The sequence below is a fragment of the Mycobacterium sp. 1081908.1 genome (genome assembly GCF_001673535.1).
In the GTDB taxonomy this organism is placed as follows: Bacteria; Actinomycetota; Actinomycetes; order Mycobacteriales; family Mycobacteriaceae; genus Mycobacterium.
Genome location: NZ_LZLY01000014.1, coordinates 99,447 through 122,069, shown reverse-complemented (window position 1 = coordinate 122,069; position 22,623 = coordinate 99,447). Strand labels below are relative to the sequence as shown.

General features: G+C 68.1%; 26 protein-coding genes. 8 read left to right on the top strand and 18 right to left on the bottom strand.

All coding sequences use genetic code 11. The features are described from left to right. Nucleotides 1–6: 6 nt before the first annotated feature. The 6 genes from A5655_RS02275 to A5655_RS02250 all read right to left on the bottom strand — a co-directional run bounded on the left by A5655_RS02275 (nucleotide 7) and on the right by A5655_RS02250 (nucleotide 6,083). Nucleotides 7–1,446, bottom strand: a complete 1,440-nt coding sequence (locus A5655_RS02275) for an aldehyde dehydrogenase family protein (protein ID WP_067005103.1) — start codon at nucleotides 1,444–1,446, stop codon at nucleotides 7–9. 109 nt (nucleotides 1,447–1,555) lie between these two features. Beyond that, nucleotides 1,556–2,479: a class I SAM-dependent methyltransferase gene (locus A5655_RS02270; protein ID WP_067005101.1), complete on the bottom strand. Its 924-nt coding sequence runs from the start codon at nucleotides 2,477–2,479 to the stop codon at nucleotides 1,556–1,558. Then, nucleotides 2,480–3,421, bottom strand: a complete 942-nt coding sequence (locus A5655_RS02265) for a class I SAM-dependent methyltransferase (protein ID WP_067005099.1) — start codon at nucleotides 3,419–3,421, stop codon at nucleotides 2,480–2,482. A 48-nt stretch (nucleotides 3,422–3,469) separates the two neighbouring features. After that, on the bottom strand, nucleotides 3,470–4,411 hold the full coding sequence (locus tag A5655_RS02260) for a class I SAM-dependent methyltransferase (RefSeq protein WP_067005097.1): 942 nt from the start codon (nucleotides 4,409–4,411) through the stop codon (nucleotides 3,470–3,472). Nucleotides 4,412–4,482: 71 nt separating this feature from the next. Beyond that, on the bottom strand, nucleotides 4,483–5,118 hold the full coding sequence (locus A5655_RS02255) for a TetR/AcrR family transcriptional regulator (RefSeq protein WP_067005095.1): 636 nt from the start codon (nucleotides 5,116–5,118) through the stop codon (nucleotides 4,483–4,485). A gap of 2 nt (nucleotides 5,119–5,120) precedes the next feature. Next, entirely contained in the window at nucleotides 5,121–6,083 is a 963-nt protein-coding gene (locus tag A5655_RS02250) for a pirin family protein (RefSeq protein ID WP_067005092.1), read from the bottom strand. Nucleotides 6,084–6,175: 92 nt separating this feature from the next. On the opposite strand from A5655_RS02250, the gene A5655_RS02245 reads away from it, so the two are divergent. Beyond that, the gene (locus A5655_RS02245) at nucleotides 6,176–7,645 is read left to right on the top strand and encodes a chloride channel protein (RefSeq protein ID WP_067005090.1); all 1,470 of its coding nucleotides are present in this window, start codon (nucleotides 6,176–6,178) and stop codon (nucleotides 7,643–7,645) included. On the opposite strand, the gene A5655_RS02240 is transcribed toward A5655_RS02245, so the two are convergent. Beyond that, nucleotides 7,642–8,190 carry a Dps family protein gene (locus A5655_RS02240; protein ID WP_067005088.1) on the bottom strand — a complete coding sequence of 183 codons (549 nt, stop codon included), beginning with the start codon at nucleotides 8,188–8,190 and terminating at the stop codon, nucleotides 7,642–7,644. The genes A5655_RS02245 and A5655_RS02240 overlap by 4 nt on opposite strands. An 86-nt stretch (nucleotides 8,191–8,276) precedes the next feature. Beyond that, the gene (locus A5655_RS02235; protein WP_067005086.1) at nucleotides 8,277–9,188 is read right to left on the bottom strand and encodes a DNA-3-methyladenine glycosylase; all 912 of its coding nucleotides are present in this window, start codon (nucleotides 9,186–9,188) and stop codon (nucleotides 8,277–8,279) included. Nucleotides 9,189–9,244: 56 nt separating this feature from the next. Between A5655_RS02235 and A5655_RS02230 the strand changes: the two genes are divergently transcribed. Beyond that, complete coding sequence (locus tag A5655_RS02230) at nucleotides 9,245–9,652, top strand: nuclear transport factor 2 family protein (RefSeq protein ID WP_067005081.1); 408 nt, start codon at nucleotides 9,245–9,247, stop codon at nucleotides 9,650–9,652. Here the strand turns inward: A5655_RS02230 and A5655_RS02225 are convergent. The 3 genes from A5655_RS02225 to A5655_RS02215 form a co-directional block, all read right to left on the bottom strand. After that, nucleotides 9,632–10,015, bottom strand: a complete 384-nt coding sequence (locus tag A5655_RS02225; protein WP_067005079.1) for a DUF427 domain-containing protein — start codon at nucleotides 10,013–10,015, stop codon at nucleotides 9,632–9,634. The genes A5655_RS02230 and A5655_RS02225 overlap by 21 nt on opposite strands. Before the next feature lie 83 nt (nucleotides 10,016–10,098). Beyond that, nucleotides 10,099–11,139, bottom strand: a complete 1,041-nt coding sequence (locus A5655_RS02220; RefSeq protein WP_067005077.1) for an NAD-dependent epimerase/dehydratase family protein — start codon at nucleotides 11,137–11,139, stop codon at nucleotides 10,099–10,101. Further along, nucleotides 11,136–11,642, bottom strand: a complete 507-nt coding sequence (locus tag A5655_RS02215; protein WP_067005075.1) for a nuclear transport factor 2 family protein — start codon at nucleotides 11,640–11,642, stop codon at nucleotides 11,136–11,138. The genes A5655_RS02220 and A5655_RS02215 overlap by 4 nt, the downstream gene beginning before the upstream one ends. Before the next feature lie 218 nt (nucleotides 11,643–11,860). On the opposite strand from A5655_RS02215, the gene msrA reads away from it, so the two are divergent. After that, nucleotides 11,861–12,376 (top strand): peptide-methionine (S)-S-oxide reductase MsrA, encoded by a 516-nt coding sequence (msrA, locus tag A5655_RS02210; RefSeq protein WP_067005068.1) that lies wholly within the window; start codon nucleotides 11,861–11,863, stop codon nucleotides 12,374–12,376. A 1-nt stretch (nucleotide 12,377) separates the two neighbouring features. On the opposite strand, the gene A5655_RS02205 is transcribed toward msrA, so the two are convergent. Further along, nucleotides 12,378–13,718 carry a cytochrome P450 gene (locus tag A5655_RS02205; protein ID WP_067005301.1) on the bottom strand — a complete coding sequence of 447 codons (1,341 nt, stop codon included), beginning with the start codon at nucleotides 13,716–13,718 and terminating at the stop codon, nucleotides 12,378–12,380. Nucleotides 13,719–13,857: 139 nt separating this feature from the next. Between A5655_RS02205 and A5655_RS02200 the strand changes: the two genes are divergently transcribed. Both A5655_RS02200 and A5655_RS02195 read left to right on the top strand, forming a co-directional pair. Next, entirely contained in the window at nucleotides 13,858–14,463 is a 606-nt protein-coding gene (locus A5655_RS02200; RefSeq protein WP_067005065.1) for a TetR/AcrR family transcriptional regulator, read from the top strand. 33 nt (nucleotides 14,464–14,496) lie between these two features. Beyond that, nucleotides 14,497–14,709 (top strand): molybdopterin-binding protein, encoded by a 213-nt coding sequence (locus tag A5655_RS02195; protein WP_067005063.1) that lies wholly within the window; start codon nucleotides 14,497–14,499, stop codon nucleotides 14,707–14,709. Nucleotides 14,710–14,779: 70 nt separating this feature from the next. On the opposite strand, the gene A5655_RS02190 is transcribed toward A5655_RS02195, so the two are convergent. After that, entirely contained in the window at nucleotides 14,780–15,367 is a 588-nt protein-coding gene (locus A5655_RS02190; protein WP_067005055.1) for a pyridoxamine 5'-phosphate oxidase family protein, read from the bottom strand. A 124-nt stretch (nucleotides 15,368–15,491) separates the two neighbouring features. Here A5655_RS02190 and A5655_RS02185 point away from each other — a divergent pair, with 124 nt between their 5' ends. Next, nucleotides 15,492–15,965 (top strand): helix-turn-helix domain-containing protein, encoded by a 474-nt coding sequence (locus tag A5655_RS02185; RefSeq protein ID WP_231999046.1) that lies wholly within the window; start codon nucleotides 15,492–15,494, stop codon nucleotides 15,963–15,965. A gap of 57 nt (nucleotides 15,966–16,022) precedes the next feature. On the opposite strand, the gene A5655_RS02180 is transcribed toward A5655_RS02185, so the two are convergent. Then, nucleotides 16,023–16,913: an alpha/beta fold hydrolase gene (locus tag A5655_RS02180; RefSeq protein ID WP_067005051.1), complete on the bottom strand. Its 891-nt coding sequence runs from the start codon at nucleotides 16,911–16,913 to the stop codon at nucleotides 16,023–16,025. A gap of 27 nt (nucleotides 16,914–16,940) precedes the next feature. Beyond that, complete coding sequence (locus tag A5655_RS02175) at nucleotides 16,941–18,185, bottom strand: sulfotransferase (protein WP_067005049.1); 1,245 nt, start codon at nucleotides 18,183–18,185, stop codon at nucleotides 16,941–16,943. Between the two features lie 28 nt (nucleotides 18,186–18,213). Between A5655_RS02175 and A5655_RS02170 the strand changes: the two genes are divergently transcribed. Beyond that, nucleotides 18,214–18,789, top strand: a complete 576-nt coding sequence (locus tag A5655_RS02170) for a TetR/AcrR family transcriptional regulator (protein ID WP_067005048.1) — start codon at nucleotides 18,214–18,216, stop codon at nucleotides 18,787–18,789. Then, nucleotides 18,786–19,889 (top strand): DUF1214 domain-containing protein, encoded by a 1,104-nt coding sequence (locus A5655_RS02165; protein ID WP_067005046.1) that lies wholly within the window; start codon nucleotides 18,786–18,788, stop codon nucleotides 19,887–19,889. The genes A5655_RS02170 and A5655_RS02165 overlap by 4 nt, the downstream gene beginning before the upstream one ends. On the opposite strand, the gene A5655_RS02160 is transcribed toward A5655_RS02165, so the two are convergent. Genes A5655_RS02160 through A5655_RS02150 form a run of 3 tightly spaced genes read right to left on the bottom strand, consistent with a single transcriptional unit; the run spans nucleotide 19,886 to nucleotide 22,612 of the window. Then, nucleotides 19,886–20,926: an LLM class flavin-dependent oxidoreductase gene (locus A5655_RS02160; RefSeq protein ID WP_067005044.1), complete on the bottom strand. Its 1,041-nt coding sequence runs from the start codon at nucleotides 20,924–20,926 to the stop codon at nucleotides 19,886–19,888. The two genes, A5655_RS02165 and A5655_RS02160, sit on opposite strands and share 4 nt — an antisense overlap. Beyond that, entirely contained in the window at nucleotides 20,926–21,450 is a 525-nt protein-coding gene (locus tag A5655_RS02155; protein WP_197508569.1) for an SRPBCC family protein, read from the bottom strand. Before A5655_RS02155 ends, A5655_RS02160 begins: the two co-directional genes overlap by 1 nt. A 55-nt stretch (nucleotides 21,451–21,505) precedes the next feature. After that, entirely contained in the window at nucleotides 21,506–22,612 is a 1,107-nt protein-coding gene (locus tag A5655_RS02150) for an acyl-CoA desaturase (RefSeq protein ID WP_067005040.1), read from the bottom strand. Nucleotides 22,613–22,623 lie beyond the last annotated feature (11 nt).

Here is a 22,623-nt window from a genome sequence, read left to right as displayed (position 1 = left end):
ACGCCGTCAGAACATCCTGCGGGCCATCTTGAAGGCCCGCTCCGTATACGGCGGGTAGATAAAGCTGGAAAGGTCGGGCCGGGTCGGCTTGGTCAGCACCGACTTGCGGTGGCTGAACTCCTCGAAGCCGTACCTGCCGTGGTAGGCGCCCATCCCCGACGCGCCGACGCCGCCGAACGGCAGCTTGGCCGTCGACACCTGGAACGCCAGATGGTTGACCAGCATGCCACCGGCGGGCACCTCCTTGATCACCCGCTCGCGGATCTCGCGCGCCTTGGTGAACAGGTACGCGGACAACGGCTTTGGCCGCGAGTTGACGAAACGTATTGCCTCGTCGAGAGACTGAACCGTGATCACCGGCAGGACCGGCCCGAAGATCTCGTTCTGCATCAGCGGGCCGTCCGGGTCGGGATCGACGACGACGGTCGGCTGGATCCGCAGGGTCGACGCGTCGCAGGCGCCGCCGACGGTGACCTTGCCGTGCCCGCCCGAAAGGTAACCGCTGATCCGGTCGAACTGGCGCTGGTTGACGATGCGAATTCCCTGCTGCTCCTTGGAACGCATCTTCGTGATGGCCGCGCCGATCTTGTCGACGAGTTCGTCGCGGATCTTCGCGTCGGCCAGCACGTAGTCGGGCGCGACGCACGTCTGCCCGCCGTTGAGCAGCTTGATCCAGGCGATCCGCTTGGCCGCGACGTCCACGTCGGCGTCGGCGGCCACGATCACCGGGCTCTTGCCGCCGAGCTCGAGCGTGCAGGGCGTCAGGTGCGGCGCCGCGCCCTCGTAGACCTTGCGGCCGATCTCGGTGCCGCCGGTGAACATCACGCGGTCCAGGCCCTGCGCGATGAGTTCCTGGCTCACCGCGCCGTCGCCCTCCACCACCGCGAACGCGTCCTTGTCCAGGTAGCGCGGCACCAGCTCGGCCATCAACCGCGACGACGCGGCCGCGATTTCCGACGGCTTGAGGATGACGGCGTTGCCGGCGGCGATCGCCCCGACCGCCGGACCCAGCGTCAGGTAGAACGGGTAATTCCAGGCCCCGATGATCAGCACGGTGCCGTACGGCTCGTACTCGATCCAGCCGCGGCCGGGCCGCTGCGGCAGCTCCAGCCGTTGGTAGCGGCGCCGCGTCCACTTCCGCAGATGTTTGGCCGCGTACTTCGCTTCACCGGCGGTAGTCGCGATATCGGCGATGAACGACTCGAATTTGTTGCGGTCCAGATCCGTGGCGAGGGCGGCGCTGATCGCCTCCTCGTTCTCCTCCATCAGCTTTTGCAGTTGCAGCAACTGCTGCCTGCGCCACTCGACGTCGCGGGTGCGGCCGGAGGCGAACGTCTTGCGGAGCCGGGCCACCGTGGCGGGGATGTCGACCGTCTGAGCTGGCGCGCCGTTCGTGGATTCCGTGGAGTCCGGGGCGTGGGGTGCAACCGATTCGGTGGTCATCATTGTCCTTCCCGAGCAGAGTCGCCCGCTGCAGTGCGGGTGGCCGCTCATCGGTGATAACCGCGATCCTAACCATCCGGTTGGGTGAGCAGTAGGAAGGATCCGCCCTAGCTCAGGGTTTGGTTGCCGTCACGAAGCTGTTCACAAACGGCCGTGCGTCGGACTCCGGCGGGCGCCCCAAGCGACCCGCTTCCTCGCGCGCGCTCACCGACTCCGTCTTCCAGCCCTGCGCGGCGAACCAATCGGCCGGCTCCGAGCGGCCCCCATGGTCAAACCAGAGATCAAAGGGGTTGAACGAGGTGTCCTCGCCGCGCGCTTCGCGTTTGGCCCGCAGCTCGGCCCACTTTTGTTCGGCCTCTTTGCGCTTTTGTTCGTCGGCACCGAAGATTTCCACGGCCACCCGGCTACCCGATCCGCTGAGCTCGTCGATCGAGGCGAACATGGCTTCCTGAGCGGCCGCCGGCAGAAACGGCAACAACCCCTCGGCGAGCCAGGCCGTCCGGCGGGTCGCGTCGAACCCGGCGTCGCGCAGCGCCTGCGGCCAATCGTGCCGCAGGTCCACGGGCACCGGTCGCCGGTCGACGACCGGCGCGGCCCCGTGCGCGGCGAGCGTCTCGGCCTTGTACTCCAGCACCTTGGGCAGATCGATCTCGTATACGACCGTGCCGTCCGGCCAGTCGAGCCGGTAGGCGCGCGAATCCAGCCCGGCCGCGAGGATCACCACCTGCCGGATGCCGGCCGTTGCAGCCTCGGCGAAGTAACGATCGAAGAAGTGCGTGCGGACCGCCTGATAGTTGATCATCTGCTGAGCGCCGACCGCGTGGTCCACCTCATCGTCGGGGTCCCCAGCCCACCAGGCGGCGACTTGCTCCCGAACCCCCTCGAGTTGGGGAGCAGACACCAGCACCTCGGCGAACGGGTCGGAGATCAGCGGCTCGGCGCTGGCCGTCTCGGCGGCCCGGGCGAGCGCGACCATCACCGCGGTCGCCCCCACGCTGGTGGCGATGTCCCAGGAGTCGTCCGCGGTGCGCGGCATCTACAGACGTTCCGCGACGACGAAGTCGGAGAACGCGTCCTTGTCGTCGGCCATCGGGACGTTCTCGACCAAGCGGCCCAGCCGGCGCATCGCGTCTATCGAATGCTCCGCCGTCGCGCGCCAGCCGTGTTCGTTGAGCCATTCGGCGACGTCCGCGCGGTGGTCGTCGCGGTACATCAACTCGCCGACGTCGACGGTCTCCTCCAAGCCGATCTCGTCGGCCACCTTCCTGAAGCGTTCCCGCATCAGCTGCCGCCGCTCTTCGGCGTGGTTGGGTGCGGTTTCGGCCGAGACCCGGCTGCCGGCCGGGCTCAGCTCGCCGATCAGGGTGAAGAGCCGGTCCTGTGCCTCGGCGGGCAGGTACATCAGCAGTCCCTCGGCCAGCCACGCGGTGCGCTGCGTCGGGTCGAAGCCCGCGGCACGCAGCGCGGCCGGCCAGTCCTGACGCAGGTCGATGGCCACCTCGCGGCGATCCGCGGAGGGCTGCACGCCGTTTTCGGCCAGCGTGGTCGACTTGTAGGCCAGCACCTCGGGCTGGTCGAGCTCGTAAACGGTGGTGCCGGCCGGCCAGTCCAGCCGGTAGGCGCGCGAGTCCAGCCCCGACGCCAGGATGACGATCTGGCGGATCCCGGCGGCGACGGCGTCGGTGAAGAAGGTGTCAAAAAAGTGCGTCCGCACCGCCTGGTAGCCGCGCATGTGGTGCAGGTGGGCCGCGGAATCCTCGTCGAGGGCCTCGACCTTGGCCGCGATCTCCGGGTCGAGCATCGCCTCCCACAAGACGCCGGCACCGGCGTTGCTGACCAGCAGCCGGGCGTACGGGTCGCTGATCAGCGGGTCGGGCCGTTCGGTTTCGACGGCGCGGGCGGCGGCCACCATGACCGCGGTGCTGCCGACGCTGGTCTTGATGTCCCAGGTGTCGTCGTGGGTGCGCAGTGAGCTCATCGGGTTTGCTCCTTGGGTCCTTTTACAAGCGGAAGTTACAAGCGGAAGTCAGCCGGTCGGCCCGCCGAGACGCGCGCGCAGCAGGGTGCTGCGGACGCCCTCGTCGTCCAGGTCGTCGGGAACGGGGCGGCCCAATCGGGCCATTTCGTCGCGGTTGTTCACGGCGTCGACCTGCCAACCGTGGTCGGTCAGCCACGCGACGGCGTCGGTGCGATCGGGCTCGTGATAGGTCAGCGCCTGCACGTTGACGTCCAGACCGAGTCGCTCCCGCATCCGCAGCCAGCGCTGCGAATTGCTTCGTTTGTTCATGCCGAACGCCTCGATCGCGACCCGGCTGCCCGGCGCGCTGAGCGCGGTGAACGTCTCGAACAGCCGGTCCTGGGCGTCGCTCGGCAGGTACGGCAGCAACCCCTCGGCAAGCCACGCGGTGGGTTGGGTGGAGTCGAAGCCGGCGGCGGTCAGGGCCGCGGGCCAGTCGTCACGCAGATCCACCGGAACGGGCCGCCGACTGGCGGTGGGAACCGCGCCATGCCGCTCCAAGGTCGCGGTCTTGTACTCCAGGACCTTGGGCTGGTCGATCTCGTACACCGCGGTGCCCGGCGGCCAATTCAACCGGTAGGCCCGCGAGTCCAGGCCGGCGGCCAGGATCACGACCTGCCAGATCCCGGCGCCGGTCGCCTCGCCGAAGTATTCGTCGAAGAAGTGGGTGCGCACCGCCTGGTAGTCGATGCCGAGCCGATGCGCGCGTTGACCCTGCGGGTCCCCGTCCAGCCAGGCCAACTCGGGATCAGCCAGCCGCGCCCACGCGGCACCGGCCGACGACACCAGGAGGCGGGCGAACTCGTCACGGATCAGCGGGTCGGGTCCGGCCGTTTCCGCCGCGCGCGCCGCGGCAACACCCAGCGCGGTGGCGCCGACGAGCTCGGTGATGGCCCAGCTGTCGCCGGCGGTCCGAAGGGAAGGCGGTAAGGAGGCGTCCACATCAGTCATGACGCAACCATGTTACCGAATAAGTTAGTTAGCCTATACGCTTTGTGCGCAACTTCACTGCGCGTGGCGGGTCAGGCTTCGGGGCGCCAGAGCGCTCCCTCCAGCAGCCTGCGCAGCACGTCGGTGACGGCCAGCAATTCCTCGTAACTGCGGACGTAGCCGGCATAGAATCCCACTCCGCAGAGCACGATGACCAGGGTCTCCACCAATGCGGACGCGTCGATATCGGTGGCGACCTCCCGGCGCTCGATCGCCTCGTTGACGGCCCACATCAGAAATTCGCGGCCAATGTCCACCGAATCGTTATCGGCTTCTCTTAATTCGGGATGGCGTTGCGATTCCAGCACCGCACCAATCAAAAACGCGGACACCGCGGGATTGTCCCTATTGGTGCGCACCGCGGCGGAGATGAACGCCGTGAGCCGTCCCGTCAGCGTGGTCTCGCGCTCCGCCCGCCGAATGGCGGCCCGGATGACAATCTCGTTCGTCTGCTCCAAGACCTCCCGGTACAGCAGCCGCTTGGTGGAAAAGTAGTGGTTGATCGCCGGCCTGGTCAGGTCGGCGCGCGCGGCGATCGCCTGGAATGTGGCGCCGTCGTAACCGCGCTCGCTGAATACCAGGCGAGCCGCCTGAATAATTCGCTGGCGCGTCTCGTCTGCCTTGGCGGCCGGCGGACGTCCTGGCCGGCGACTCGCCGTTGGCGACATTTCTAAAGTGTGCCACCACCGCGGTGTGGCATTAAAGCATTTGGCGGAATGCTGCCGAATTTTCCGGCCTGGTAGTCCTGCAGCGCCTCGACCAATTCGGCACGGGTGTTCATCACGAAAGGCCCATAGTGGAATACCGGTTCGCGAATCGGCTGGCCGCCCAGCAGGAGCACATCGATCGCCTCCCGATCGGCCCCCACGGTGATCCGGTCCCCTGGCCCGAGCACGGCCAATTGCCCGGAGCGAATCGGGTGCCGCACGGGACCGACGTATCCGCTCCCGGACAGCACGTACGCCAGCGCGTTGAAATCGCGACGCCATGGGATGTTGAGGCGGGCGCCACTTTCGATCGTCGCGTGCGCGAGCGTGATGGGCGTGTGGGTGATCCCCGGGCCGCGGTGGCCGTCGATCTCGCCGGCGATGATGCGGACCAGGGCCCCGCCGTCGTCGGACGCGAGCAACCTGGCGTCGGCGCCCTCGATGGCCTGATACCGGGGCGGCGCGAATTTGTCCCTCTTCGGCAAATTCACCCAGAGCTGGACGCCGTGGAAGACGCCACCGCTTTCGACCAGCTCGGCGGGCGGCGTCTCGATGTGCAGGATGCCGGAACCCGCCGTCATCCATTGGGTCGCGCCGTCGGTGATCAGGCCGCCGCCGCCGTGGGAATCCTGGTGCGCGAACTTCCCGTCGATCATGTAGGTGACGGTTTCGAACCCGCGGTGCGGATGCCAATCGGTGCCCCTGGGTTCGCCCGGCTGGTAGTCCACCTCGCCCATCTGGTCCATGTGCACGAATGGATCCAGGGCGGCGGTGCTGACCCCGGCGAACGCCCGGACCACCGGGAAACCCTCGCCCTCGTAGCCCCGCGGCCCGGTGGTGATCGACCGGACCGGGCGTTCGGTCTCGGCGGGGCCTGCGGCGCCGACGCGCGGCAGGGTCAGCGTGTCCGCGGTTACAGCGGGCATATTTACCTCCTCGGTAACAGATATCCATATAACCGGACTTCGGTCCGCTTATTCCCCGGCCTCCGCCCGGTGGCGCTGCATAAGATGACGTGATGCTTGGGGGTCAGGGGCGCGCCGCGAACCAACCGGCGGAGGCCCCGGCCCGCGCCGCCGGCGGACGCTTCGGAACGTCGATCCGCAAGTCGGGCTACCTGCAAAAGTGGCTGCTGCTGGGCGTCACGATCGGCGTCATCGCCGGCCTGGGGGCCGTCGTCTTCTACTTCGCGCTGAAGTACACCGCCGAGTTTCTGCTCGGCTACCTGGCCGGCTACCACATCCCGACGCCCGTCGGGGAGGGCGGCGGCCACGGGTCGACGGGCTTCAGCCGGGCGTGGGCCATCCCGCTGGTGACGACGGGCGGCGCCCTGCTGTCCGCGCTGATCGTGGCGAAGCTGGCCCCGGAGGCCACCGGCCACGGCACCGACGAAGCCATCCAGGCCGTCCACGGTGATCCCCGCGCCATCCGCTTCCGTGCCGTGCTGGTGAAGATGGCGGCCAGCGCGCTGACCATCGGCTCGGGCGGCTCGGCCGGCCGCGAGGGCCCGACCGCGCAAATCTCGGCCGGCTTCTCCTCGCTGCTCACCCGGCGGCTGAACCTCTCGGACGAGGACGGCCACACGGCGGTGGCGCTGGGCATCGGCGCGGGCATCGGCGCGATCTTCGCCGCACCCCTGGGCGGGGCGGTGCTGGCCGCGTCGATCCCCTACCGCGACGACTTCGACTACCGCTACCTGCTACCCGGCTTCATCACCTCGGGCACGGCCTACGCGGTGCTCGGGGCGTTCCTGGGCTTCGACCCGCTGTTCGGCTACATCGACGCCGAGTACCGCTTCGAGAAGGCCTGGCCGCTGCTGTGGTTCGTGGTGATCGGCCTGGTCGCGGCGGCGGTCGGCTACCTGTACGCCCGCACCTTCCACACCACCGTGCGGCTCACCCGCCGGCTGCCCGGCGGGCCGGTGCTCAAGCCGGCGCTGGGCGGGCTGCTCGTCGGGTTACTGGGACTGGTGCTCCCGCAGATCCTGAGCAGCGGCTACGGCTGGGCGCAGCTTGCGGCCGACCGCACGTCGCTGATGGCGATCCCGTTGTGGATCGTCGTCGCCCTGCCGATCGCCAAGATCGTGGCCACGTCGCTGTCGATCGGCACCGGCGGATCCGGCGGGCTGTTCGGCCCGGGAATCGTCATCGGCGCGTTCGCGGGGGCCGCGGTCTGGCGGCTGGGTGAGCTGTCCGGGCTGCCCGGCGTGCCGCACGAGCCGGGCATCTTCGTCGTGGTGGGGATGATGGCGTGCTTCGGCAGCGTCGCGCGCGCGCCGCTGGCGATCATGATCATGGTCGCCGAGATGACCGGTTCGTTTTCGGTGGTGCCGGGGGCGATCCTGGCCGTCGGGATAGCGGCGTTGGTGCTGTCGCGCAGCAACGTCACAATTTACGAGGAGCAACGGCTGAACCGGGAAACCGCCGAGGCCGAGCGCACGCCCGAAGCCTCGGCGGTCGCCGAAGGTGAATCCCCCGCCGGTCGCTAGGACTTGCGGCGGGCGGTATTTGCCGCGGCCTTCTCGGTGCTCTTGCCCTCGTGGGTCAGCTTGCCCCCGGCGCTTTCCAGGTGCGCCCGGACAAACCATTGGAACTTCTCCAGGTGCCCCGCCTGCCCGATCAACAAATCCTGGGTCACCTGGTCGAGTTCGTCGGTCTCGTCGATGGCTTGGCGGATGTCCTCGATGACGCCGGTGTACACCAGGTCCAGCGCGGCCAGATGCGCCTGGACGGTGTCACGGCCGACGGAATAGTCGTCCCACGAGCGGTCCTTGATGATCGCGCCCGGCGTGCCCTGCGGCGAAGCGCCAAGCGCCGCAATGCGTTCGGCGACGTCGTCGGCGAACTTTCGCACCGCGTCCACCTGGGGATCGATCATCTCGTGCACGCCAATGAAGTTCGGACCCACCACGTTCCAGTGGATGTGCTTCAGCGTGAGATGCAGATCGTTGTAGGTGCTCAGTTGCTTTTGCAGCAGTTCGGTGAGTCGTGCCGCCTGCTTGTCGGTCAAGCCCGGAATCGTGAACTGAGTCATTGCTTTTCCCTAGCTTCCTTCCTGCGGTTCGCACACGGTACTTGCCTTGCTGGGTACCCGATGGCCAACCTGGAAAACACGAGGGGTCACAGCGTGTGGATTTGCTGCACCGGCAGCCGGGGGCCCCGCCGCGGCTCGTAGGCGAGCCCGCTGGCCTCCAGCAGCCTGACCACCCGGTGGCGGTGCGGGCGCATCGGTTCGAGCAGCTCGAGCATCCCGGCGTCGTCGACGGGGCGGCCCAGCAGCGTCCAGCCGATCATCTTCGGGATGTGATAGTCGCCCACCGACACGGCGTCGGCGTCACCGAATGCGCGCTGCGCGGTTTCCGCCGCGGTCCACTCACCCACGCCCGGCAGGGATGTCAGCGCCCCGCGGACCTGCTCCGCGGGCTGCGACACCAGCCGCTCCAGCGAGGCCGCCCGTCGCGCACAACCCACCACGGTCTGTGCCCGCCCCGGGTCAACGTTGGCGCGATGGAACTCCCACGACGGGATGTGCCGCCAGGCCTCGGCCGACGGCGGCACCCGCATTCCGTCCGGCGCCGGCCCGGGTGCGGGCGTCCCGTGCTTGGACACCAGGACGCGCCAGGACCGAAACGCGTCGGCGCCGGGCACCCGCTGCTCGATGATCGCCGGGATCAGGGCCTCCAGCACCCGCCCGGTGCGGCCCAGCCGCAGGTGCGGCACGCGCTGGTGGGCGGCGGCAACGATGGGGTCGCGCGGTTCGAAGTCCGAGGCGTCGTCGTCGGCGCCCAGCATCGCGGGCAGCATCTCGAGGAACTCCGGCGCGCCGGCGCCCCAGGCCACGCAATGGGCCGCGTTGGCGGCGGCCCGGCTGATCCGCGCCGTGACGGGACCACTGGACAGCAGGCTGGTTCGCCAGATGGTGCCGTCGCCGGGCAGCCGGAAACAGGGGTCGCGAGGGCCGCGGCGCAGGGGCGCCAGGGTGTGCCCGAAGCTGGCTGCCCCTGGGAATGTGACCGTGCGCGCGCTCTTCACCCGATATCTCTGCAATCTGATTGACCGCTAACGATTTCCCACGACAATATTGCGATGTGATGACGCCTTTCGACGGCCCGCACACCGAACTCGCCTGGATGTTCCTGCAGAGCTTGAGCGAGGGCGGCGATTTGGACGAGGGCTTTGCGCTGCTGAGCGACGACTTCACCTATTGGAGCCTGTACACCCGGATCTCCTTCGACAAGGCGACCCTGCGGCAATCGATCGACTGGCGCAAGCGGACGCTCGAGCTCACCGTCGATCTGCGCCGCTGCTACACGGAGGGCGACACCGTGGTGGTGGAGGCCAACGCGTCCGGCACCACAGCCGACGGGTTCGAATACGACAGCCCCTTCGTCTGCATCTTCGAGACGCGCGACGGGCTGATCGTGTCGATGCGTGAATACAGCGACACCCGGGCGCAGGAGCGGGCGCTGCCCGAATCACCCAGCGGGGGCTACTGAGATCTCCGCCTTGTTCGGGTAGAAGGCGACGTGCCCCGCGATCGCCGCGACGGCGGGGTAGGGCTGCTCGTACGTCCAGATCACGTCGTCGACCGTCTCGCCGGCCGACGTGGTGACGCTGTAGTAGCTCGCGTCGCCCTTGAACGGGCAGTGGGTGCTGGTGTCCGTGCGGGTGAGCCGGTCGGAGACCACGTCGCTCATCGGAATGTATTGCACCGCAGGCAAAGTCGCCTCACGCAGCTCCAACGCCGCCGTGGTGTCGGCGACGAGCTCGCCGTTGACGCGGACCTGCACCCGGCCCCTGGTCGGCTCGATGGTGATCGGGTGCCCGGCGCTCGGTTCTTTGATTTCCGGGTGGCTCATGAGTTCCTCCTCAGACGCGGATGTCGTTTGCAACACCAATCGGGCGCCAACGCTTCCCGCGCCCCGCCAACTGAAACCGCGGGCTACTCGGCCGGCGCGGTGCTGTCCTTCGCCTCGGTTCGAGCGGGCTGCCCGCCCTTCAGGGCGGCCCAGAAGCGGGCCGCCTCGCGGATCGATTCCTCCACCGGCCGCGGCTGCCAGCCCAATTCCCGCATCGCCTTGCTGCTGTCGACGGGGGCTTCGGCGCGCATCATCCGCACCGACTTGAGGCTGAGTTCGGAGTCCTTGCCGGTGAGTCGGGCCCTCAGGCTGCCCAACGCGCCCAGGGCGTAGAGCACCGGCACCGAGATCCCGCGTCGCGGCGGCGGCACGCCCGCCTCGTCGGCCGCGATCCGCACGACGTCGTTCAGCGCGAACATCCGCTCGGAGACCAGGTATCGCTCCCCGACGCGGCCGCGCTCGGCGGCCAGGATCATGGCCCGGGCGGCGTCGTCGACGCCGACGACCTCAAGCTCGACGCCGTTCATCAGGAAGGGCAGCTTCCCGAAGACCGCGCCGGCGATGAACGCGCCGTGCGGGGTGCCGCCCCAGTCCCCGTTGCCGTATGTCGTCGAAACGCACATCGCTACGGCGGGCAGCCCGGCTTCGGCCACGTACCGCATCACCAAATCCTCGGCCTGGACCCGGGATTGGACATAGGGGGTCAGTCCGCGCGGGTCGATGACGTCCTCTTCGGTCGCCACGCGCCCGTGCCGCCGGCCCACGGTCGCGTAGGTGCTGGTGAAGACGAACCTGCGCAGGCCGGATTCCTTGACGGCGACGTCGAGGACGTTGCGCAGGCCTTCGACGTTGGTGCGGAACAGCGGCGACGGGTCACGCAGCCAGGCGCGGGTGTCGACGACGCAGTAGTAGACGTCGTCGACGCCGTCCATCGCCTGGCGCACGGTGTCGGTGTCGAAGACGTCGCCGAGAAATCGGGTGACCTGCAGGTCGTCGATGCTGCGGGTGTTGGCGTTGGCGCGCACCATGACCCGCACTTCGGCGCCGTCGGCGACGAGTTGGCGGGTCACGTGCGAACCCAGGAAGCCGTTGGCGCCGATGACCAGCTTGGGTTTGGCGCTCACTGTTGACCACCGTTCTGTTGCATCCAGCGCGCCGCGCCGTCGTCGAGGGTCCCCAGCGCCTGGGCCTTGCGGCACCACTTCATCCCCGCGCGCAGGAACCGCAGCGGGTTGTAGATGTCTTCCTCACGACTCCACAGGCCGTCGCCGGCATACGTGATGATGGTGATGTTGGTGGCGGTGATGACGCTGCCGTCGCCGGGGTCGCGCATCGGGTTGTCCAGTTCGAGGATGACCCGCCCGGTGGGCTCGTCGATGACCGACCACAGCGTGGGGAACGCGACCATGTGGCTGCCGGGGAAGGTCGTCATCGTCTGCTTGATCCACTCGCGCACCTCGTCTCGGCCGCGCATGGTGCCCGCCGCGTGCTCGATGTACTCGACGTCCGGCGTGTACTGCTCGACCCAGGCGTCCCAGTCCCGGGTTTCGGCCGCCCGGGCGACGGTTTCCTCGAATTTCTCGAAGGCGGCGGCGAGTTCGTCGCGCGAGAACGTGCGGGTAGTCATGCCGAAACTAGAACACGTTCTATTGACGTTTGTCGAGCATCGGCTCGCCGCCGGCCGAGCCGACAGCCTTGTCCGAGCGTGAAGTGGTTGCGAGTTTCCCGCCGGTATTCGGCAACAGTTTCACGTTCGGCGGCCAGACCCGGCTATGCGGAATAATCGGAAGATCGCCCCGGGTTACACGCGACTGCGGGTAGCGAGACGGCAAGGAGGGGCAAGCAATGACAGATCCTCAAAAGGCGATTCTCGCCGGCGGCTGCTTCTGGGGCATGCAGGACCTGATTCGCAAGCAACCCGGCGTGATCGCGACCCGGGTCGGCTACAGCGGCGGCGACGTCCCCAACGCGACCTACCGCAATCACGGCACCCACGCCGAAGCGATCGAAATCGTCTACGACCCCACGGTCACCGATTACCGCACGCTGCTGGAGTTCTTCTTCCAGATCCACGATCCGACGACGAAGAACCGCCAGGGCAACGACATGGGGACCAGCTACCGCTCGGCCATCTTCTACCTCGACGAGGAGCAGAAGCGGATCGCGCTCGACACCATCGCCGACGTCGAGGCGTCGGGCCTGTGGCCGGGCAAGGTCGTGACCGAGGTCAGTCCCGCCGGCGACTTCTGGGAGGCCGAGCCCGAGCATCAGGATTACCTGCAGCACTACCCCAACGGGTACACGTGCCACTTCGTGCGGCCCGGCTGGAAGCTGCCGCGCCGGGCCACCGCCGGCAGCTGATTCAGTCCGCCGCGGCTCGGCGCCGGTGAACCACGATGCGCCCGCCGTTCTTGGGGGTGTAGGCGACACCGCGGGAGTGCCACCGCTCGCCCGGCGCCGTCGTGGTCTCGATCGTGAAGTCGCGCAGCACCGTTCGCAGCACCACGTCCATCTCCATGTTGGCGAACGCGGCGCCCACGCAGCGGCGGGTGCCGCCACCGAACGGGATCCACGCGAACGTGGACGGCTTGCCCCCGATGTAGCGCTGCGGATCGAAGCGCTCCGGGTCGGGATAGACGTCGGGATTGTCGTGGATCTGCGCGATGCTGACGATGATCGAATCCCCTTGGGAGAGGACCCATTCGCCGAGCTGGAATGTTGGCGGGTAGACGCGGCGGGCCGCGAAATCGATGACCGTCCTGGCCCGCTGCACCTCCAGGATCGCCGCCTGGCGCAGCTCGCTGCCGCCGTTGTCGGCCTCCTCGACCAAGTCGGACAGCACCTCGGGGTGCCGCGTCAGCCGCTCGAAGGCCCAGGCGAGGGTGGATGCGGTGGTCTCGTGGCCGGCGGCCAGCAACGTGAGCAGCTCGTCGCCGATGTCCCTGCGTGACATGGCCGAGCCGTCCTCGTAGGTGCTGCGCAGCATCAGCGCCAGCACGTCGGTGCGTTCGGCGAAGTTCGGATCCGCCCGCTCGGCGTCGATCAGCTTGTCGATGACGGCGTCGTATTGTCGCCGCCAGTCGGCCAGCCGGCCCCACGGGCTGAACCGGCCATACGTCCGTTCGGGCTTCGGCAGTGCGGCCAGCCGCGAGCCGAGGGTGACCCACGGCGGAATGAGCCGGCGCAGCTCGTCCAGCTCGGCGCCGTCGGCGCCGAACACCGCGCGCAGGATGGCGTTGAGCGTGATGTGCATCATCGACGGCAGCGTCGGGAACGGCCGGCCCTCCGGCCAATTGGCCGTCTCGCGCAGCGTCTCCTCTTCGATGATCGCCTCGTAGTTCTTCATGCTCTTGCCGTGGAAGGGCGGCGCCAGCAGGCGCCGCCGCCGGCGGTGGTCGTCCCCGTCGAGCGCGAACACGGAGCCCGTGCCGAACAGGCGGCTCAGGTTGGGCTGGATGTTGCCGAGCTCCTCGGGGCCGGTCGTGAAGATCTGCTTGGCCAGCTGCGGATCGCCGACGATCACGACGCGACCGTAGATCGGGATGTTGAGCGTGAACACGTCGCCATGGCGCCGCGCCAGGCGCTTGATCATGCCGCGGCGCGAACTCGCGAAGGCGATGCCGCACAACAGCTTCGGGATCCGGGCCGCGGGTGGCAGCCTGACGGCCGGGGTCCCCGGCGGGGCGGTGACGACGTCGCTCATGGCGTTGTTGCTCCCCATATCTCCCCCGTCCGGGGGCGGTACCGCGGTGTACCAAAACCTTTCCCGATACGGTACTCTGTGGTACCAAGCCTGACAAGGTCCGCATTCACCGAAGGGGGCGTCCGCCGTGACATCAGCGGTGACGGCAGCGGCCGACGACGCGGTGCTCGGCAAGCCCGACGCGTTTCGTCTCCGGCTGCTGGACGGCCTTGCCACCGCGATCGGTGAGCGCGGCTACCGGACCAGCACGGTCGCCGACATCGTCCGCCACGCCCGCACGTCCAAGCGCACCTTTTACGACCAGTTCGCGAGCAAGGAGGCGTGCTTCCTCGAACTGCTGCGGGCCGACATCGAAAAGCTCGGCGAGAACATCGCCGCGGCCGTGGACCCCGAGGCGGACTGGCACCGGCAGATTCGTCAGGCCGTCGAGGCCTATGTCGAACACATGGAGGCCCGCCCGGCCATCACCTTGAGCTTGATTCGCGAGCTCCCGTCGTTGGGTGACGTCGCCCGCCCGGTGCAGCGCCGCGGCGTGCAGTTGCTGTCCAACCTGCTGATCGATCTCAGCGCCAGCCCGGGATTCCGGCGCGCGGAGCTGCCGCCGTTGACCCCGCCGCTGGCCGTGATCCTGTTGGGCGGCCTGCGCGAGCTGACCGCGCTGGCCGTCGAGGACGGCAAACCGGTGCGCGGGATCGTCGAACCGGCGGTCGACGCGTCCATAGCCCTGCTCGGTCCGCGACACTAGGCTTCATCGCAGACCCTAGATACGGAGGACGCGATGCGGCTGTCGACCCGGAACCAACTCAAAGGAACGATTACGGAAGTCGACCTCGGCAGCGTGATGGCGATCGTGAAGGTCAAGCTCGACGGCGGGGACCAGATTGTCACTTCGTCGGTCACCAAGGACGCGGCGGTCGACCTCGGCCTGGCGGTCGGCCAACCCGCGACGGTGTTCATCAAGTCCACGGAAGTCACCATCGGCGTCGAGTAGCGCCCGTCGGCGCTTCGCCGTCGCGACACTGCAATTACGCACGCGACACGCCGAAAAGCGGCGCAGCCGTTTAAGTTTCGCCGCGGCGGAAGGCGCCCCCGCGTTGCGGAAGGTGGCGGGTGTGCGTAAAGGCCACGCGCGGCAGCATCGTATTGGGCGCCGGCCGAGACAGGCGCTCTCGGCCAAAGGCCAACACCTTCGTCGGCTCTACCGAGAAGACGAGTGAATGGGCACCGGAGCGGTGAAAGCCGGTCTCGGTCACTTCAAACTGCCAGGAGCCGTCCCACTTGGTCCGCCACGCCGCGGCCAGCCGCTCCAGGGTTGCTCGGTCGGTGACGCGGCGTGCCCGACCCTCGACCACCACGTCAAGTCCGCGGTCCCACGCGTTGCATCCGGTCGTGAGTACGACGTGGGGGTTGAAGGCGAGGTTGACCCCCTTCTGCTCGGTCTCTCCCGTGCCGAAATACAACACTTCGTCAAGCCACACCGCCACCAGTGGAGTGACGTGTGGGCTGCCGTCTGACCGGACGGTCGATATCCAGCTGATTTCCGCGGCCTTCAGCACATCGCTCGCTGCGGCCCACGTGGTGGCCTGCGTGCAGGCGTCACTGAAACGTTCATCGAGCCGAGTGACGACGTTGTTCTCCTTCGATGACATGCGGCCTCCTCAACCGATCTCGTTTTGCAACCGGTTTCAGCGTAAGGCATACTGGTGCATATATGCAACCAGTTCGGAGGTTGGTGTGGTTCGCAGAGACGCGCGATCGGCGTGCCCGGTCAATTTGTCGCTCGAGATCTTCGGGGACCGCTGGACCCTGCTTGTGCTGCGCGACATTATCTTCGGTGGCGCCAGGCATTTTCGTGAGCTGCTCAACGGGCCCGAGCGAATTTCGTCGAACATCCTGGCCGACCGGCTCGGCGCGCTCGTCGAGCACGGTCTGCTCACCAAGACCGATGACCCCACCCACAAGCAGAAGGTCACCTACAGCCTCACCGAGCAGGCGATCGAACTGGTGCCCGTTCTCGCCCAGCTCAGCGCCTGGGGAATACGGCACCTTCCCGTCGGGGATGAATACGCCGCCCGAGGCAACGCGCTCGCCGCAGGCGGGCCGCCACTGTGGCAGGCCTTCATGGACGAACTACGCGAGACTCACCTCGGGCCACAGGCGCGCAAGGGAAAAGCCCCAAAGGGCCCCACGGTCGCGGCGCGACTTCAGGCAGCCTATGAGTCCGCGCTGCCACAGCCAGACGATTGAGCGGCCCTGCCGACGCCGCAATTGCGCACACGACACGCCGAAAAGCGGCGCGGCGGTTTAAGTTTCGCCGCGGAGGAAGGCGCGCAGCCGCTCAAGCACCAGCTCCGGTCGCTGCTCGACGATCCAGTGGCCGACGCCGTCGACCAGCTCGACCTTGAAATCGGTGATGTGGTCGGCGTATCCGTCCAGCAGGTCCGGTGTCAGCACCGGATCCATGGTCCCGCTGAGCCAGCGCACCGGCACCTCGACGCGGGCGTCGTCGTACTCGCCGCGCATCCAGCGCCACACCTCGCTGCTCTGGAAGGTGCGATACCACTTCGAACCGGCCACCGCGTGCCCCGGCTGGCGCATGCACTCGATGTAGAAGCGCACGTCGTCCTCGTTGACCAAATAGCCCCCGCCGACCCAGGTCGCCAGCAGCCGGTAGAACCGGGCCTTGGGATCGGCGATCACGCGCGGGCCGATCACCGGCAGCATGATCGGGATCTGGTACCAGAACCGCCACAGATTGCGGGCGAGCTTGAGATCTTTTTTGAACCACGGCGCGGCAGTGTTCATGCCGAAAAAACCGGTGACCTTCTCCGGATGGCGCAGCATCATGATGAACGCGATCGGCCCACCCCAGTCATGGGCGGCGAGCGTGACGGTGGCGACCCCCAACCGGTCCAGCACCGCGGCCAGATCGTCGGCCATGTCGTTCTTGCGGTAGTCGGAGCGGGGCGCCGAGCTCCAGCCCGCCCCGCGCAGGTCGGGACACAGCACCCGGTAGCCGTCCGCGGCCAGTGCAGGGATCAACTCGTGCCACTCCCACCAGTTTTGGGGAAAGCCGTGCACCAGCATCACCGCCGGACCGTTGGCCGGGCCCGCGTCGGCGACGTGGATTATCACGCCATCGCCGAGTTCGACGTACCTGTGTTCGACACCGTCCAGCGCGGGCATAGCGACCATGAATTCAGAACGTAGTCGACCGCCGCCTCAGGTCAGGAACCGGTCGACGTACGGCGCGAAGCGCTCCCGCAGCGCGCCCTCCGTCAACCCGAACATCTCGTACGAGGTCTCGACGTTACCCAGCCGGCCGCGCTGATGCCCCGCCAGGTAGCCTGTGACCGCCGCGCGCGCCTGTTCGGTGAGCGGCTCGCCGGCCAGCGCGTACACCCGCTCCGCCACCCCTAGCTCGTCAGCCATGAAATCGTCGAAGCGGATGTCGACCGAGCGTTCGGGACCGATGGTGTCGCGGTCGCGGACCAGCGCGGTAAGCATGTGATCCAGGCGGTCGACCCACTGCGCCGCGATCTCTCGCACCGGGACGGGCGAGCGGTGCATGCGCGCGGAGTAGGTGATCATCGCGATCATCGACAGCGCCACCGGGACCGGATCCCGATGGGTGAACACCACAACGCTGCCCGGAAAAACCCGATCCAACACCGGCACCTGCTCGAGGTGCTGCGGCGACTTGAGCAGCCAGCGCCGCCCGCCGCGCAGGAACTGCATGGCCTTGAGCTGCCTGGCGAGGTATTGGTAGTGGGGCGTCTGATCGTGCGCCTGGTAGTAGCGCCGCCAGCGGGGCGCCTCGGCGAGGGTCTCGAAGAGCATCGTCGAGAAGTCGTTGGCCAGCAATTGGATTTCCTCGTGCACGTGATCCGTCGTCATCTCGTGCATCAGCGGGAAATAGGGCATCACGGTGTTGATGACCGAGACCCCGACGTCCATCCGGGTCCGCCGTGGATCCGGCTCGATACCCGCCTCGGCAGGCAGCGGGAACGGTTCGACGCTTTCCCAATACGGCATGGTGCGGAAGGTGGGCGCCGCCGCCAGCAGGTTGTGCAGGTGGGTGGTGCCGGTGCGGGGCAGGCCCGCGATCACGATCGGTGGTTGCAGCTCGATGTCATCGATCTCGGGATGCCGGCTCAGCAGGTCGGTGAACAGCAGCCGGTTCTTCAGCAGCTGCGCCAACTGGGCGAAGAAGTTGACGGCTCCGGCCGGGTGCAGCCCGTCGATGTCGCGCAGGTCGGTGAGGTAGACGTCGAGTCGTTCTCGGTAGTCGCCCGCGCCGAAATCCTCCAGGCCGGTGTCGGCGCTGGCCCTGGCGTGCAGGGCGTCGGCATCGAGCGGACAGTCGGCCGCCATCGTGGCCATCATGTCGAGGATCTGCTGGGCCTCGGCGCCGAATCGGGGCAGGGCCAGGTCGTCGAGGGGAACGGAGCGAACGGCATCGGTCACGGCGACTTATGTTACTCTGAGTTTCGTAATGGTTGTAGATTTCGGCCGACCCCGTGACCCGCGTATCGACGCCGCGGTGCTGCGCGCGACGGTCGAACTTCTCGCGGAAACCGGCTACCCCGGCCTGTTGGTGTCCGCCATCGCCGAGCGGGCAGGCACCAGCAAGCCCGCGATCTACCGGCGCTGGCCGAGCAAGGCGCACCTGGTGCACGAGGCGGTGTTCCCGATCGGCGCCGCGACGGCGATTCCCGACACCGGATCGCCGACCGACGACCTGCGCGAAATGGTCCGCCGCACAATGGCTTTCCTGACGACGCCGGCCGCCCGGGCGGCGCTGCCGGGGCTGGTCGGCGAGATGGCCGCGGACCCGACCCTGCATTCGGCGCTGCTCGAGCGGTTCGCCGGCGTCATCGCCGGCGGCCTCGCCGAGTGGCTGCAGGCCGCGGCCGCGCGCGGCGAGGTGCGTGCGGACGTCACCGCCGCCGAACTGGCCGAGGCCGTCGCGGGCCTCACCCTGGTCGCCCTGCTCACCCGCGCCAAGGAACTGGACGACGCGTGGGTCGATCGCACCACCACGTTGCTACTGAAGGGAATCAGCGCATGACGCACGAGTCGACGGCCGCCTGGCAGGAGCTGCTCGCCACCCTCGGCGCCCTCGATCGCTCGTTCCTCGAAGGCGACCGCGCCGTCACCGACGATCGCCACATCGCCGACGGCTACCGCATGCTCGCCGCCACGCTGGGCGTGGCCCTCGACGCCTACCTGTTCCCCGAGCCCGGCCGCCCGCAGTTCGTCGCGGTGAACACGCCGTTCCGGCGCGACCGTCGCTGGGGCGGCGACAACACCGACGCCTACTACTTCCTGTGCCCGGTGGACCCGAAGCGGGGTTACCGCATCAGCGGCAATCGCGGTGACAGCGTGTACTTTTCAGTGACGGCCTATAACGAACCCTCGCCCGGCGCGTGGTCGGACCGGGTCGTCGCGATCGTCCGCGACAGCGACCTCGATATCGACACCGACGGCAACTTCAGCTTCGAGTTCCCCCCGACTCCGGACGCGGCCGTGCTGATGACCCGCGACTACCAGGCCGACCCGCTGACCGGCCGCCCGGTCGTGTGGAACATCGAGGCGCTAGACGAGCCGGACCCGATCCGGCACGGCGACGCCGAGACCGCCGCGAGCCTGCGGGCGGCGGCCACCTGGCTGCGCACGATGTTCGCCATCGTGCCGCTGGCCGTCGGCACCCGAGCGGACCAAGAGCACGCGCTCGGACACGAGACCGCGCACGCGGCAAACGAATTCGCCGATCCGTATCAGGTGCCCGATGCCAACTTCGGCTGGTCGGCGCGTGACGCGTGCTATTCGTACGGCAGTTTCGTGCTCGACGACGACGAGGCGCTGGTCATCACGCACCGACCGCCGGCCTGCCGGTTCTGGAACATGGTGGTGTGGAACCAGTTCATGGCCACCTATGGCGCGGCCGACGCCAGGTGTTCCATCAACGGCACCAGCGCCGCGCTCAACGACGACGGCTCGGTGACGATCGTGTTGTCCCGCGGCATGACGACACACCCGAATTCGTTGACCACGTTGGACTATCCGCGCGGCAACCTCGCGTTCCGGTGGTTCCTGGCCGACGGTGTGCCGGCGCGGCCCGAGGTGAAACTCGTGAAGGTGTCGGAAGCACCGACTCACGCCCACTAGGTCGCGCGGACCAGCTCGACGGCCCGCCCGAGCGTCCTCAGCCTGTCGTCCATCGTCTCCCCCGCCGGATACAGCCGAACGGTGTCGACGCCGGCGTCGCGCCAGACCGTGAGCCGCGACCGGACCATCTCCTCGGTTCCGATCAGCGTGGTGGCGAGCACCATCTCGTCGGTCACCACCCCGGCGGCGCCATCGCGGTCGCCGCGCTGCCAGCGCTCCCGGACCTCGGCCGCGGCGTCGGCCCAGCCTTGCCGGCTGTAGGCCTGGTTGTAGAAGTTCGTGCTCGACGACCCCATGCCGCCGAGGCTGAAGGCGAGTTGCTTCTTGCGGCCGGCGATCATGCCGCGCAGCTCGTCCTCGTCGGCGGCGAAGGCGACCTCGGCGCCCTGACAGATGTCGATGTCGGAGCGAGCGCGGCCGGCGGCCGCCAGCCCCTCGTCGAGGTGGGAGAAGTACGCGTCGCCCGCGCCCTCCGGAACGAAGCTGGTGCCCAGCCACCCGTCGGCGATGCGCCCGGTCAACCGCAACATCGCCGGTGACAGCGCCGCCAGGTAGATCGGAATGGCGTGGTCGGCCCTGGTCGACAGCCGCATGGGCACCGCCTCGCCGCCGGGTCGGGGAATCTGAAACTCCTTGCCGGAGTGGGCGATCTTGCCGCCCGAGAACACCTGCCGCACGATGTCGACGGTCTCGGCCATCCGCGCCAACGGCCGGCCGAACGACACGCCGTGCAGGCCCTCGATCACCTGCGGACCCGACGCGCCGAGCCCGAGCAGGAAACGCCCGTTCGACAGGTTCGACAGCGTGATCGCGGTCTGGGCGACCATGACGGGCGACCGGACGCCGAGCTGCAGGACGCCGGTACCGAGCATGATCTTCTCGGTCCGCGCCGCGAGGTAGCCCAGGGCCGAGGGCGCGTCGGCGCCCCAGGCCTCGGCCACCCAGCAAACGTCGAGACCGAGCTTTTCCGCCTCGACGACGAACTCGGCTACTTCAGTTGCGGCGCGCGACAATTCGACCGTCGTCGCGGTACGCATCAACGCACTCCGCGTTCGGCCAGCCTCTTGATCGCGGCGAGCGTCTTGCCGATCGCGGCCTCGAACTCCCGCATCCGCACGAATACGATCTTTTCTTCTTTGTCGGGCATCGAGTCGATGGCCACCGAGAGTCCCGACCGTCCCGGTCCCATCTGCATCCAAAAGCTCAGCAGGGTGCCGCCGTCGCGGGGCTTCAGCCGGAATCGCCAGGTCGCGGACGGATTGTCGGGTTCGCCTACCGCCCAGGCGAATTCGCGCGGAGCGTCGCAAGCGACGATCTGCGAGGTGCTGGTCCACTGGCCGAACGCGTCGTGCTCGTTGTGTCCGACGAAGCGGGCGCCGACGCGCGGCCGGTCCGAGCCATCGGCCCATTGCACCGCCTTCAGCTCGTTACTGAACGTCGGCATCAGCTCGATGTCGGAGACCAGATCCCAGACCCGCGCCGGGTCCGCGTCGATCCACGTCGAGGCGTCCACCGTCGGGGTGTCCGCGTAGCGCGCGCCGGTCCATTCCACGCACCTCATTGTCCCCCCGAACGGTCCCGAGGCAATGCCTCGGGACCGAAGCGGGACTCATACGTTATGCGGCGACCGGAAGCCGATCGGCGGGCCGGTCGCCACCGGGTTTCGGCAGCCAGGAGTCCGGCAGGGTCAGCTTGACGATCTTGCGGACGACGGTGCCGAACTGCCGCATCAGCGGCCCGCGGTTGTAGGGGATGCCGTAGCGGCGGCAGATCTCCTGCACCTCGGGCGCGATGTCGGCGTACCGGCGCGCCGGCATGTCCGGGAACAGGTGGTGCTCGATCTGGTGCGACAGGTTGCCGGACAGCAGGTGAAAGAGCTTGCCCCCGGTCAGGTTTGCCGACCCGAGGACCTGGCGGAAGTACCACATGCCGCGGGATTCGTCCTGGGTGTCCTCGACGGTGAATTCCTGGGTGCCGTCCGGGAAGTGGCCGCAGAAGATGATCATGTACGACCACACGTTGCGCATCAGGTTGGCGGAGAGGTTCCCCGCGAAGACGAACGGCGCGAACGGCCCGGCCAGCAGCGGGAAGGCGACGTAGTCCTTGAGCGTCTGGCGCCGGGTCTTCTTCCAGATCTCGCGCAGCACCTCACGCTTGTCGCTCAGCCGGATCTCGCCGGAGCGGATGCGCTCGGTTTCCAGCTCGTGCAGCGCGACGCCGTACTGGAAAAGCACCATCAGCAGGAACGCGTAGACCGGGTTGCCCAGATAGTAGGGGTGCCAGCGCTGGTCTTCGCTCATCCGCAGGATGCCGTAGCCGATGTCGCGGTCCATCCCGACGATGTTGGTGTGGGTGTGGTGCATGTAGTTGTGTGAGTGCCGCCATTGATCGGCGGGGCAGGCCGTGTCCCACTCGAACGTGCGGCCCGAGATCGCCGGGTCGCGCATCCAGTCGTACTGACCGTGCATGATGTTGTGCCCGATCTCCATGTTGTCGAGGATCTTCGACAGGCCCAGCATCACGGTGCCCAGCGGCCAGGCCGGCGGCAGGAACAGCAGCGCGCGTCCACCGACCTCCAGCGCGCGCTGGGTCTTGATGACCCGGCGGATGTAGTCGGCGTCCTCTTCGCCCAGGTCCGCCATCACGCGTTCCTTGATGGCGTCGAGTTCGCGGCCGAACGCCTCGGCCTGCTCGGGTGTCAGGGTGATCGTGTTCTGTGTCATGGCATTTCCTT